The following is a 12,958-nucleotide window of genomic DNA, read 5'->3' as shown; positions in this document are numbered from 1 at the left end:
TGTATCTGTAGGCTTGGTCCGAGAGATACACATATCGCCTCTTTCTAAGGCTTTCCTTGTCTTTTCTAAGTTGATACCAAGCCTCAAAATAAGGGGTTACGGGAAAAAGAATTACCTTGATCTTGTTAGCATAAATACGCTGACCAGATTTAAAGCCCATATTATTTTTAGGTTTAGTAAAGGCGATCCCCTTTATCGTCGCTGTACCTTTTGCCAGCATTTTTTTAGCCTGTAGGGAGTCAAATGCCACTTCCGGACGGAAAACCTCTACCTTATCCTTTTTTTCAGGCTCCTTGTACTGGCCAGATGCTACACTTGTTAATGATATTGCAAAGATAAATGCAAGAATATTTTTTTTAAACTTCATGATATTAACTTATGGTTAATGACTGTCTGATAAGAAGACTGATAGTTCCCCTGGCTATACTGATTGCCTCTCTCTCGCCATGTTTCTGAAGGTTCCGGAAAAGGTTCCCTTGATGTCAGATTTACTGATCGCTTCAATTTTCAGTGTAAAGATATCATCTGCAAATGAGGTATTTTACAACAGTGTACCTTCAGGGGTTTTGTATTGCGTAGCGGCATAAATATTTGTATAAAGTATTTATGCTTTTGCATCATTTTGAAGGGTTAATTTTCAGATTTCGAAAATAGCCATCCGTTCCTATATCGACAAATAAGCCTACGCCACCCGTCGCATCCGAGCCTTGTTTAAGGTCATTCACGATAAGGCAAGGGTATTTGTTCTTATTTAAAAAAAGCTTAGCCTGGCTGCCTTTCACTTCAATTTTTATGGTGGTCCATTCATCCAGGCCCATATCAGCATACGACTCATATTTCTCTGGATCCTCTCTTCTAAGGCGTTCGTATTTAAAATTTGGGTAAGAAAAGTATTGAACCGAATGATTGCGCCTCACCTGATCTTCGGCTCTACCATTCGCCGGGCGTATATATATGGATTCAAATTTGGAATTCATGTCGTCAATCCTGAATGCCAATCCAATAAACCCACGGTCGGTGGGAGCAGCCGTAGAGAGCAGCCGGCTTAGAACTTCTACTTCGATACTGCCATTTTTGAATTTTGTATTCTTTATTTTAACAAATGTAGGTTCGTCCGCTTCTTTCACCGCACTGTCTTTTACGACCCTAACAACTTTTTTACCTTTCAGGTTAACCATTTGCATAGAAACTTTATGAGGTACAAGATTGCTTTTGTCCAAAATTATTTTTTGGCTGTATGTACTTTCTGAGACTAATAGGAAAAGAAATAAGATTGTTCTTAATTTTTTCATACTTGTTACTATTAATGAGTTTATGACTGTTATGATTACAACTTATCTTTTAAAAAGTCCGGCATTTAGATTCGAACCCAATGAACCTTCTGCCAATTGTAGGTAATTGCGTTTACTCTGATCTTTTTCAATGATCACGTTTCCGGTAGTCTGTACGTTTTTCATTTCCAGAAAATCGGTAGGAGTGGGAATACTGTCGCTCAACGGCCCACTTCCGTATCCTGCCAGTTTATTATAATTCACAAAAATACAGTCAGAAGCCTTATACCGGCGTGTACTTCCTTTTTCCCTGATCCACACTGTGCTGGTGTTGGCGATAATGTTATGATGAAAGTCGAAGTCATCACCGTTGGTCCCTTTGGTAGTCCAAACCCCTGCAAAATAGCCGCCATAGACCAACGAATATTGCATAGCACTGCGAATACCGTTCTTTCCTTCATTTTTCCAGAAGACAACAGGAATTTTACAGTTGAAGAAAACACAATGGTCAATAACTAAACCATAGCCATTGGCGATCACTCCTACATGTAAAGGCAGTACATCTGCATTCCCGGCAAACAGACATTGTGTTACAAGCAGATCGTTCAGTTTTTTTCCGTCGCGCCAGACGGGGTATGAACGGCGCAAATTATTGGCATCGAGATACGTATAATCAGGGCTACCTGTAAACCGCAGACCTGCAATGGTAACGTGGCTTACCTCGGGTTGGATGCCTCTCGCTTCTTCTCCCCCCACGCCAGACTCAGGAGGTACAACGGTCATAACGACCGGCATTTTTTTCGGTGTCCAGTCTGCATCATCGGGCATCACTTCAGCACGGATCGTTAGACGGTTGGTAAAAGCATATTTATCATTGTTAAAAATGACTGTTTCGGTGATCAGGTGAGTACCTTCTGAAAGGATGATTGTTGTTTCTCCCTGATCTTTATTTAGATTAACGCGTCTGGCGGCTTCTGAAAGCGACTTCAGAGGTTGTGTATTTGTTCCCGAATTTATATCATTGCCGGTCAGGGGATTAACATATAATTGTTCTGCCTTTACACAAAACAGGTTCATTAGAAAAAATAGAAGACTAAATGTTACAGATTTTATCATTTCCCTTTTTTGGGCAAATTTAGGAACATTCGTATCTTACAAAATGGTCATTTTATAATCAAAATTGTCAATTCATATATTCTTTCGGTATTGCAAAGGTGTGGTATGAGTAAATTTTTTGAAAAAACGGTTAAAGTTGGAAGGATCTGAAAATCCAAATTCATAGCAGATCTCTTTTGCTGATTTATTTTGGTGCAACGCTTTCTTTATTTCTGAAATGAGTTTGTGATGAATCATTTGCTGTGCTGATAATCCGCTGAATTGCCTACAGATTTTATTAAGGAACCCAGAACTTACATTAAGCATTTTAGTATAGTCTTCAACGGTTTGATCTTCTAAAAATTTCTTTTCCAGCAAAGAGCGGAATCTGTAGAAGTCTGCATGGATGTAAGTGTCCCTCTGAACTTTATATATCCCAGCATAATAGCGGTTGAGAATGATAAGTAACTGATAAAGTACTGACCGGATCAAATGATTGCTGTCATTCTGAATTTGTCTGAACTCCCGTTCTATTTCCCGTAAAAGCTCAAGGTATTTTCCAAATGACGCTTGATCGATCTTCATGTCAGCGGGATGAGAATACTGATGAAAGTATTGAAACCGATACAGAAACAGCTCATCTGAAAAGAAGAGGTGAAGAAAATCTTTTTCAAAGAACAGCGTATAGCCTTTTATCTTTTCTTCAATTTCCCAGCGGCGAACCTGCCCGGGACTGATAAAAATGATGGTTTCGGGAGTTATAGACATTATCGTTCCATTCAGTGAAAGTGTTCCCGATCCCTCTTCGATGAAAACAATTTCGTAAAAACTGAGCTGATGTACAGTGCGGTCCAGTACATAATTCTTCAATGTTTCAATACGTCCAAGATCCAACAATAATTCCGCCCCGTATTTATGTGGCAGAAAATGATACGTTTTAATTTGAGCGGCTGTTACCATCTTTGAAAATTTTTACAATAGAACGCTTGTGTTAAAAATACAAACTTTTGTTTAGCTCAAAGATAGGTGATTATATGCTTAACTGTACCAGTAGAATCCTTATCTAAATTATGAGTTTTAATATTAAATACAAAATAAACTAACTTCAACAAACTCTCTTTACAGATTCCAAGCTCCTCGGCTACTGAAGAAACATTACCTCTTTGTTCACTTAATGAAACTGCTTAAATCTTAAATTGACTCCGTCGAATCTTCGATTTCTAAACTGTAATTTTTTCTAACTTTTTTCATAACATTAAAGTTAAAGAGTATAAGAATCCTGTCCTAACAAAGTTAGCAACTCCACTTAACATTAGATCTAAATACTTTACAATCTATACTAAAATATATAGAAAATTTAGATAAGTTCAAAAGGCACAGATTTGTGATAATTCAAACAAAGAGCTAATTACTTAAAATTTCAGTTTTCTCAGCTTAAAAAAGAAATACCTGTAAACCGGATAGACATGCAGTTTCTTCATCCTCGAAATTTGCGCATGCTTTTTTGTTGGATTCAAAGGTATTTTTGCCAGGTTTTCATCAACTATTTTTAGTATATTTTCATATATTTTATGAAAATATTTATCACGATCCTTTCTTTTGGTAGAAAGGAGTAAGTTTAGCAAATATCGATTATTAAAGGGCGAAATCACAATATTGTACATATTTGAAATCGATTTAGAGTTTCCTGCCCAATTCGGCATTTTATGTTCCCAATAAATAGAATCTAATAAATGGATGTGATTATTGGTTGTTTTCAACCATTCATTGACGGCTTTTTTCTCATAAGATCCATCTTTAATTCCTAAAATATAACATATGTCACTCACGGAAATATTTTTCGGCAAAGGATCGTAGAAATTACGCGCTACTTCACTGATGTTCCCATTAATCAAATACTGATCGGGAAAGTGAATATTCATTAAACCGGACATTTTACGCCCTTTTTCATCATCTTTCCAAACTGTGATTTTACTTTTATCAATATCGTTTACTAATGATAAATCGTAATCTATAACTTTCAATTCTTTTGAAAAATGATCTGTAATCTGTTTTGCTATTTTTACATCCTGTCTTCCGTCTTCAGTATTATGATTTAGAACATAATAATCAACATTTTCAGCATTTTTCACAGAAGCGGCAAATAAAATCCTTGAGTCCCAACCGGCAGTAACTGCAATGTTTATTTTTTTCCTCAAAGCCATACTTTTAAGCGAATTTTCAAGAATATTCAGAGCTTTTTCTGCCACAGTATGATTATTTATTAAAGGTAAAGGGCTTACCGGATAAAATCGGATATACTTTTTATTATTGACATCATAATAAAAATTAGAAATCAGCTTATCAATAAACTTAAAAGGAGTTTTTTGGAACATAGTTATCTTTTTATCAATAATATACTGAGGTACATCGTCGTGATAAACAGTGTTTCCGGAAAGATCATTTATAAAATTGGGCTGTGCAGTTACATAAAACTTATCGTCAACATGAGAAATATATGCTTCCAACTGACCTGATGCGTCATTAAAAATGTATGTATTGGTGTTTTCGAAAAATATTAAAATGAAAAATCCTGTCAGTTTATTAATCCTTTCAATTTTTTCTTCTAAACTTAAGCCTTCCAACTTATCAATAATTTCTTTATTTGTAAAAGAAGGATTTTCGTAGTCAAAACATTCGCCAAAGAAAATGATAGTATTACTTAATATAAGATTTTCATGATTTGATGAATGGATAACAATATTAAGATTATTATGAAAAAAGATTTCCCCATGATTAATAGGGAAATCAATTTTTTTATTACTGATAATGTATTGAAATGGGGAAATGTCCATTATTATTTTTTAACAATTTTCCCCGTAAAGTTAGTATTTTTTCCTACAATTTTACATAAATAAGTTCCTGACGTCAAAAAATTCAAGTTAAGATTTTCCTCACTTCTATTCCCGTCTATCGTTACATCTTTAACTTTTGTACCTGCCATATCATACACGGAAAGCAAAAGTCTTTCATTTGGAACATTTTTAAAATTTACTCTTATCTGGCCATCCGTTGGATTTGGTGATATTGTAATTTGATTATTTGTAACCGCGATGTCTAAGGTCTTTTGAGATTTTAAGCTGGCAACTTCTTCTCTTAAAGATTTGATTTCCGATGAAAGCTCTTCTAATGTCTGTGCATATTCACTTGATACCTTACTGTAGACTGCTTTTTTAATTATCTCTAGCATTCTCTCTTTTTGAACATACTGAAGATATTCTTCCTTATCTCCAACTACAAAATATTCAAACTCCTCAGCCTGAGGTAATTTTTGAAAACGGACAGTTCCTATATTATGCAGATTTGCCGTTGGAGCATTTGTATTGATACCTACGAATGTACCATCATCGTAAATTTGACTACAAGTTGCCGATGAGCCATTACTTTTCAATAAAGAATTCGGATTTGTACATAAAATCGAGGTTCCGCCACCGCCACCGAAAGATGAAACAGGTTTTAAAAATACATTTCCAGAAGTATCAGTAGTTAACACATTAATCCCTGCTGTAGATGTTGATAATCCCTCAAATCTCAGGTTTCCTAAAGTATGCAGTTTAGCAGTCGGAGTAGCTGTTCCAATACCTATATTGTTATTACCTGCCATTGTCATAATTCTTGTATAGGCATTATTCCATACAAATAACGGTCTGTTTGTAATAGCGATTGCCTGTCCGTCTGATCCATTACCCCAAGGATAATCAGAACCGCTCGGTGCATTCAAGTTGACATTGTTTCTGGCTTCAGCAGAAAACGCCATCAATGGGTTGCTTCCGCTATCCAAACTTGAAGGGATTGAAGCCTGTATACCGAAAGTTGTTCTATTGTCTGAAGCTCTCCTAGCCCAAAGTTGTGGAACAAACTGTCCGTCATAATTTGTAGCATTGGTGATTTCCAGCCTGTCATTAACATTATCAGAAACTCCGAATGAAGCAACTCTTTCAGCTTGACCGCTCAATGCTGTAGCTGTATGCTGGTAAGGAACTTGTGCATGTGCATAATTAAAACTTAATACTAAAACTCCTAGAGTAAGTAAGATTTTTTTCATGGTAATTTATTTATTATAAAATGATTTTCGGTTATTACATTCTTAATAAAACACATCATTTAGCATCATCATACTTATAAAATATGACAAATCTACATTTTAATGATCGTTAAATTAATTAATATTTGTTTTTTTAGCAACGCTAATATAGAGAAAAATTATATACAACAAAATATATTTTTCAATAATGTGTGAATTTTAACAATTATTTTTTTTCTATTTAATAAATCAAGAAACAAATATCTAATAATGTGATATTTACAAAATTATATTTTTTCTATAAATAGAGAAATAATTTATAATCAACTTAATTTAGTTGGATTAAAAATCGTTTTTCGCTATTTTTAAAATTCAGACAGATATTGGACTTAGTAACAGATTAGGGAAATGCTTAATACAATCAATTATTTTTTTACTGCAGATACACAAAGAAGTTAAAATAGTTTTACCCTTTTTAACAATTTATTATCTTCGTTGCTTTTAAATTTCATATATAATTTACGTCAAGAAAAAACCAGATATGCCAATCAATACTTCTCACAAATTGATTCCGATGACAGATTTCGTTATTGAGTACTACTCCAACGAAGGATATGCTGATCTTCAAACTTTAAATTTGATGAACAATTACGCCAATCTTTTAAAAAAACATCTAACGTTGGGAATGTTTATTCCGGTAGATGCAGCAGGAAATATTTTGAAAGAACCAAAAAATTACTCTGACTGGAAATCTCTGAACCAAAACAGTAAGAAAATAAATAACAATAATGACAGTGATTATTTTGAAGAATACAAATTATACCAAAAAGCAGAAAAAAAATGTCTTTTTACAGGATTCAAAATTGCTTATAATGGCTATTCTGTAGTGAGAATTGTAGCGTCGTATGACGAATCGATCGAGTTATCTTTTACAAAAAATGATTTTATGTCTCAAACATTCAAGGATGTTGAATCACTTACGCATTTTGATGAAATATATTTAAATAGTATTGCTTTAAAGAAAATTGGTATTAATAAGTAATAAAAAATATAAAACACTGATTTTTAAAATAATTACAAAATAAAACACTTTTTCTCTCATCCAATAAAATGATGAAACAAAGCAATAAAAATAAAACAGCACGGAACTACAATCGCAAAATACTTTCCAAATTTCGTAAAGGCTCTTCCATATTTATTATTAAATCCCACCGACTGCATTGATGAGTAAAAGCCGTGCCACAGGTGAAAGCCTAACAATACAAACGCACAACAATACAAAAATACGCGGATGGGATTTTGAAATTTATGAACTAATTCTTCATAATATCTAGTCTCATTGGGAACGTTCACTTCTATAAATTTGTAATTAAGTTCCTGAAACCAGAAATCATACCAATGCAGACAAAAATAAGCAAGAATTACCGCTCCGGAAATAATCATATTCCTTGAACTCCAAGAGCTGTTCGCTGAGCTCGCATTATAAGCATAACTAATAGGTCTCGCTCTTCTATTCTGAATTTCAAGAATAAATCCCGTCACAAAATGAAAAACAAGTCCGACGATCAATATCGGCTGTCCGATATACTGAACCAAAGGATTATAGCCCATAAAATGAGAGATTTGATTAAAAAGATCCTTACTAATCACCGACGTAAAATTCAGTGAAACATGCAATGTAAGAAAACTGATAAGAAAAAAACCAGAAAGCCCCATCACTACTTTCCTGATAATAGATGAATTCAAGAATTGCCTTGCCATAATTTTGATTATTAGTCAATACTTTTTTATAATGACAATCAATCTTTTATTTTTGGACAAAACATCAAAATAAAAATAAATAAAATTCATGCTAAATCACTGAAAATAAAACCACTCAAAAAGAATGGTTTTAATCATTATTTCATTTATTTTTCAACTTTATTTATCACTAACAGCTTTACCATATACTTCTAAAGCCCTTTTTCTGGCAAAAACATGATCTACAATTGGTTCAATGTTAATCTCTTTTTCTGTCAGCCATTTTTTGATATATTTTTGGTCTTTATCAAATTTTTTGGTCTGCTCAGAAGGATTAAAAACCCTGAAATAAGGTGCTGCATCACAACCGCAACCTGCAGCCCATTGCCAGTTTCCGTTATTTGAAGAAAGCTCATAATCCAATAATTTTTCTGCAAAGTAAGCTTCACCCCACCGCCAATCGATCAGCAAATGCTTGGTAAGAAAACTTGCAACGATCATTCGGACTCTGTTGTGCATAAAACCCGTTTCGTTTAGCTGTCGCATTCCTGCATCAACAATCGGATAACCGGTTTTTCCTTCACACCAGAATTTGAAATCTTTTTCATTATTTCGCCATTGAATATTTTCATATTTTTCTTTAAAAGAATGATGAACAACTTTTGGAAAATGATACAGAATCTGCATGAAAAATTCCCTCCAAATTAATTCATTCAGCCATGTTTCATTATGTTTCATAGCAAACCGAATGCATTTTCTGATAGAAATTGTTCCGAACCGCAAAGCAATTCCCAAATGAGTTGTATGATCCAAAGCCGGAAAATCTCTGTATTGGTCGTAATCGTTGATTATCGATTCTTCTAATGTCGGTTTTGTAAATTCAATATCCGTTTTCTCAAAACCAATATCTTTTAAACTTGGAAATTTCGGAGCAGAATATTGCAAAAACTGAGAAAAATTTGTTGTGAAACTGTTTATTTTATTTGAATTCAAAACTTCTTTCCATTTTTTTGAATAAGGTGTGAAAACAGTGTAAGGCATTCCATCTTTTTTAACAACTTCGTCTTCTTCAAAAATCACCTGATCTTTATAGCTTTTAAAATCAATTTGATTATTTTTCAAAAAATTTTCAACTTCTTTGTCCCGTTTTATCGCCTGAGGTTCATAATCTTTATTACAAAAAACAGCTTCGACATCAAAATCTTTGATTAATTTTTCAAACACGCTTAAAGGATTTCCATAAAAAACAGTGAGTCCGCTTTTGTGTTCTTTTAATTCTTCATGAATTTCGTTTAAAGCCTGATGAAAATAATCAACCCGTCTGTCGGCTTTATTCTCCAGTTTATTTAAAATATCTGTATCAAAAATAAAAATCGGCAAGACTTTCAAATCTCCTTTTAAGATATTTTCTAATCCTAAATTATCTTCCAATCTTAAATCTCTGCGAAACCAGAAAACATTTATTTTATTCTTAATTTTAGACATATTAATGAAAATTATTTATTGAAACGTTCTTCCAGAATTTGGTATCTGTAATTAAAAATATGTTCTAATTTTATTTTTTACATTGATTTAGAATGGATTTGTTACATGCAAAAATCAGACTAAAATTTAATCTAAACTATTTATAATGCAGAAAAATCCCGTAGTCAGAAGGTGTCCAAAGTGCTGCTTTTTGTCCGGCAGCTTTTAAAGCATCGTTCGCCCAAGTGTTGCAGGTATCGAGGAAACTGTATTTTCCTTTTGCATCGTAAAAAGCGTCATTATCGCTGTAAACCGCATTGGTAGGAATAAAAACATAATTTCCGTTTTCGCCTTTATCAAATTTTTGATCTACAAATTCAACTAATTTTTTGTATTGATTTTTGCTTATCATAATCATTTTGCAGTCGTCTCCTTCCTTCATTTCTCTGTAATAGGAACAGTGCATGGCAGATTCGCTCAACCAGAAAGCCGCTTTAAAAGCCGTTGAAAATTTCAGATCTGCCCAAGTTGGTGTATCCAGATAAAACCCCTTGTCGCCCCAACCGATCCCTACATAATTGTAATCTGTCTTTTTAGATTTTGTATTATTAAAAGGAATTTTGATGCTCCAGTCCTGCAGATCATTTTTTACAGGCATTACAATATCGGTATGAACTCCGTTGGTATAAATATAAATCGGGATTTCCTTTTTCTGTCCGTCATCTTTGGCAGAAACTTCAATAAAAGGTAATAAATATCCCATCGCAACGTATAAAACAACGATTCCTACAATGATTCCTAGAGTTTTCAGAATGAGAAACAACATTTTTTTCACAGATATGTTTTTAATTATAGTTAATAAAATTTAATTTACAATTTTTCGTAAAAGTATTTGTTTTAATCGGAAATTTCGCTAAATTTAAATACGAAATATTCATAAATATGAACAAAAACACTAAATCAAACAAAAGATTTAAAGTAAGAGTAAAAATAGCTCCAAAAAGAGTACAAAAAAAACGTTGATTTTTTGGTGAGTTTTCTCTCCTGAAAGTCAATTTTTCTTTTAGAAAGGGCTTTTTAACAATTTTACTTCAATAAATCTTCACCTCTTTAAAAATTAAAAATTTAAAGAATGGTCGTTTATCCACTTTACTTTGGAACATCGAAAATTCCAGATGAGGATTTATCACCAAAAATTTCAAATTTCTTTCTCTGAAGACTGTTCTAAAAATTCAATATTTCGTTTCAACCCGGCAAATTTTGTTCGCTTTACAGGAGATTTTCTAAAAATTTCTGAAAATAATTCTTGAGTAAGTTCTTTCCACTCTCCTTTTTTGAAGTTTTTTAAGGCTTCATTCGGTCTGAATTTACTTTGAAGATTCGGTGCTGAAAACCTATTCCACGGACAAACGTCCTGACAAACGTCACAGCCAAACATCCAGTCGTCCATTTTATCTTTAAAATAATCCGGAATTTCGTTTTTTAATTCAATGGTTGCATAGGAAATACATTTGCTTCCGTCGATTAATTTTTCTGATACAATGGCACTTGTAGGACAAGCATCAATACATTTTCGGCAGGTTCCGCAATGATCGGTTGTTTCATGATCAGCAATTAATTCCAAATCACAGATGATTTCTGCTAAAAAATAAAATGAACCATTTTGTTTTGTAATCAAATTCGCATTTTTCCCAACCCAGCCAATACCTGATTTTCTTGCCCAGCTTCTTTCCAAAACCGGTGCAGAATCTACAAAAACACGAAATCCGAACTCTCCGATTTCTTCCTGTAATTCGGCAACCATTTCACGCAGAATTTCTTTTATCACTTCATGATAATCTTCCGCGTACGCATATTTTGAAATTTTGAAATTCTCTAACGTTGAAATTTTTTCTTCAGGAAAATAATTATAAGAAAGGGAAATCACTGATTTTGAACCTTCAACCAATAATCGCGGATCGAGTCTTTTATCAAAATGATTTTCCATGTATTTCATTTCTCCATGGAAGTTATTCTTCAACCATGCTTCCAAAGGTTTTGCTTCTTCTTCCAAAAAATCTGCTTTAGAAATTCCACAGTTTTGGAATCCAAAACTTTTTGCTTTGGATTTTATTAATTGTGAATATTTTTCGGCACTTGAATTCATGATTTAACATTACAAAATTAAGATTATTTTAAAGATATCTGTAAATGCAGCATATATTACCTATTTAATCACTTTAAAAAACCTTGTTGAAGGCATAAATTATCATTAAAATTTTGCGTATTTTCGTTTAACTTTTTAATATTAAAAAACAACATAGTTATGTCTTTATCAGAAGTTATAAAATCAGGAAATTATGAACTAATTGATGTTCGTGAGCCAATGGAGCTTGAAATGGACGGCAATATAGAAGGTGCTAAAAATATTCCTCTTGGTGAAGTAGAAGACAGACAAGATGAGATTCTGTCTATCGAAAAACCAGTAATCTTATTCTGCAGAAGTGGAAACAGAAGCGGAAAAGCATTAGAATATCTTAATTCACAAGGCTTAAAAGACGGCTACAACGGCGGAGGCTGGGCCGAATTAAAAGCAAATCTGGAAGCAAATCAAGGAACTTTTTAAGTTCCTTTTTTTTATTTAAATCGCCATCATGGAATTAAAAGAAAGATTTTTAAAGATTTGTTTACCGTTTACACAAGATCAAAATCTTATTGAAAGCTTATGGTCTGAAATTCAAAAAAAATATACTGAAAGAGAGAGATATTACCACAATCTGGAACATCTGGAAAACATGTTTTCTGAACTTGATTCTGTAAAAGATAGAATCTCAAATTTCTCAAATATTTCTTTTTCTGTTTTTTATCACGATGTGATTTATGATGCGTCTTCAAGGATTAATGAAGAAGAAAGTAGCGAATTTGCAAAATTAAGATTGCAAAAATTAAATTTGGATCCCGATTGTATTGGAAAAATTTCAGAGCAGATTATCGTTACAAAAGCTCATCAAAAATCTATTGATCGTGATACCAATTATCTTTTGGATGCAGATCTTTCAATTCTTGGAAAAGATTTAGAAACTTATATTGATTATACTAAAAAGATTAGAAAAGAGTATTCCATTTATCCGGATTTACTATATAAACCAGGAAGAAAGAATGTTCTGAAACATTTTTTAGCCCTTGAAAACATCTTTAAAACTGAGGATTTTCAGGAAAAATATGAAGTTCAGGCGAGAGAGAATATTCAATTTGAAATTGGTGGTTTGTAGATTATTCTATGTTTTGGCTAAGCCAATTTGGCTTGAAAATTTAAAGCGGACTAAAGTCCGCTTCTATTGATATT

Annotated in this window: 12 protein-coding genes and 1 pseudogene; 3 read left to right on the top strand and 10 right to left on the bottom strand. The window is 33.1% G+C overall.

Annotated features, from left to right (window positions below):
* The 6 genes and pseudogenes from ABD745_RS04195 to ABD745_RS04170 all read right to left on the bottom strand — a co-directional run.
* Window positions 1-367, bottom strand: a pseudogene (locus ABD745_RS04195) (hypothetical protein); the annotation flags it as partial.
* 250 nt (window positions 368-617) lie between these two features.
* Window positions 618-1,292 (bottom strand): 3-keto-alpha-glucoside-1,2-lyase-like domain-containing protein, encoded by a 675-nt coding sequence (locus ABD745_RS04190; protein ID WP_344825698.1) that lies wholly within the window; start codon window positions 1,290-1,292, stop codon window positions 618-620.
* 42 nt (window positions 1,293-1,334) lie between these two features.
* The gene (locus ABD745_RS04185) at window positions 1,335-2,387 is read right to left on the bottom strand and encodes a hypothetical protein (protein ID WP_344825695.1); all 1,053 of its coding nucleotides are present in this window, start codon (window positions 2,385-2,387) and stop codon (window positions 1,335-1,337) included.
* 72 nt (window positions 2,388-2,459) lie between these two features.
* Window positions 2,460-3,326, bottom strand: a complete 867-nt coding sequence (locus ABD745_RS04180) for a helix-turn-helix domain-containing protein (protein ID WP_344825692.1) — start codon at window positions 3,324-3,326, stop codon at window positions 2,460-2,462.
* Window positions 3,327-3,778: 452 nt separating this feature from the next.
* Window positions 3,779-5,200, bottom strand: coding sequence for a hypothetical protein (locus tag ABD745_RS04175; protein WP_344825689.1), 1,422 nt, complete (start codon window positions 5,198-5,200; stop codon window positions 3,779-3,781).
* Window positions 5,201-5,202: 2 nt separating this feature from the next.
* Window positions 5,203-6,450 (bottom strand): T9SS type A sorting domain-containing protein, encoded by a 1,248-nt coding sequence (locus ABD745_RS04170; RefSeq protein WP_344825686.1) that lies wholly within the window; start codon window positions 6,448-6,450, stop codon window positions 5,203-5,205.
* Window positions 6,451-6,970: 520 nt separating this feature from the next.
* On the opposite strand from ABD745_RS04170, the gene ABD745_RS04165 reads away from it, so the two are divergent.
* Entirely contained in the window at window positions 6,971-7,471 is a 501-nt protein-coding gene (locus tag ABD745_RS04165) for a hypothetical protein (RefSeq protein ID WP_344825683.1), read from the top strand.
* Window positions 7,472-7,527: 56 nt separating this feature from the next.
* Here the strand turns inward: ABD745_RS04165 and ABD745_RS04160 are convergent, their stop codons facing one another.
* The 4 genes from ABD745_RS04160 to queG form a co-directional block, all read right to left on the bottom strand.
* Window positions 7,528-8,190, bottom strand: a complete 663-nt coding sequence (locus ABD745_RS04160; protein ID WP_344825680.1) for a succinate dehydrogenase cytochrome b subunit — start codon at window positions 8,188-8,190, stop codon at window positions 7,528-7,530.
* A gap of 159 nt (window positions 8,191-8,349) precedes the next feature.
* Window positions 8,350-9,645, bottom strand: a complete 1,296-nt coding sequence (locus ABD745_RS04155) for a cryptochrome/photolyase family protein (protein WP_344827197.1) — start codon at window positions 9,643-9,645, stop codon at window positions 8,350-8,352.
* A gap of 145 nt (window positions 9,646-9,790) precedes the next feature.
* Window positions 9,791-10,468 carry a TIGR02117 family protein gene (locus tag ABD745_RS04150; protein ID WP_344825677.1) on the bottom strand — a complete coding sequence of 226 codons (678 nt, stop codon included), beginning with the start codon at window positions 10,466-10,468 and terminating at the stop codon, window positions 9,791-9,793.
* 363 nt (window positions 10,469-10,831) lie between these two features.
* Complete coding sequence (queG, locus tag ABD745_RS04145; RefSeq protein ID WP_344825674.1) at window positions 10,832-11,779, bottom strand: tRNA epoxyqueuosine(34) reductase QueG; 948 nt, start codon at window positions 11,777-11,779, stop codon at window positions 10,832-10,834.
* A gap of 159 nt (window positions 11,780-11,938) precedes the next feature.
* Here queG and ABD745_RS04140 point away from each other — a divergent pair, with 159 nt between their 5' ends.
* Window positions 11,939-12,238, top strand: a complete 300-nt coding sequence (locus tag ABD745_RS04140; RefSeq protein ID WP_047402445.1) for a rhodanese-like domain-containing protein — start codon at window positions 11,939-11,941, stop codon at window positions 12,236-12,238.
* 28 nt (window positions 12,239-12,266) lie between these two features.
* Entirely contained in the window at window positions 12,267-12,884 is a 618-nt protein-coding gene (locus ABD745_RS04135; protein ID WP_344825669.1) for an HD domain-containing protein, read from the top strand.
* Window positions 12,885-12,958 lie beyond the last annotated feature (74 nt).

This window comes from Chryseobacterium ginsenosidimutans, assembly GCF_039536845.1.
Lineage (GTDB): Bacteria > Bacteroidota > Bacteroidia > Flavobacteriales > Weeksellaceae > Chryseobacterium > Chryseobacterium ginsenosidimutans_B.
This window is presented reverse-complemented; position numbering and strand designations above follow the sequence as displayed.

Bases quoted from the DNA above. Each gene is read 5' to 3' on its own strand.
- ABD745_RS04190 (WP_344825698.1), bottom strand. From the start codon at position 1,292: ATGAAAAAATTAAGAACAATCTTATTTCTTTTCCTATTAGTCTCAGAA.
- ABD745_RS04185 (WP_344825695.1), bottom strand. From the start codon at position 2,387: ATGATAAAATCTGTAACATTTAGTCTTCTATTTTTTCTAATGAACCTG.
- ABD745_RS04180 (WP_344825692.1), bottom strand. From the start codon at position 3,326: ATGGTAACAGCCGCTCAAATTAAAACGTATCATTTTCTGCCACATAAA.
- ABD745_RS04175 (WP_344825689.1), bottom strand. From the start codon at position 5,200: ATGGACATTTCCCCATTTCAATACATTATCAGTAATAAAAAAATTGAT.
- ABD745_RS04170 (WP_344825686.1), bottom strand. From the start codon at position 6,450: ATGAAAAAAATCTTACTTACTCTAGGAGTTTTAGTATTAAGTTTTAAT.
- ABD745_RS04165 (WP_344825683.1), top strand. From the start codon at position 6,971: ATGCCAATCAATACTTCTCACAAATTGATTCCGATGACAGATTTCGTT.
- ABD745_RS04160 (WP_344825680.1), bottom strand. From the start codon at position 8,190: ATGGCAAGGCAATTCTTGAATTCATCTATTATCAGGAAAGTAGTGATG.
- queG (WP_344825674.1), bottom strand. From the start codon at position 11,779: ATGAATTCAAGTGCCGAAAAATATTCACAATTAATAAAATCCAAAGCA.
- ABD745_RS04140 (WP_047402445.1), top strand. From the start codon at position 11,939: ATGTCTTTATCAGAAGTTATAAAATCAGGAAATTATGAACTAATTGAT.
- ABD745_RS04135 (WP_344825669.1), top strand. From the start codon at position 12,267: ATGGAATTAAAAGAAAGATTTTTAAAGATTTGTTTACCGTTTACACAA.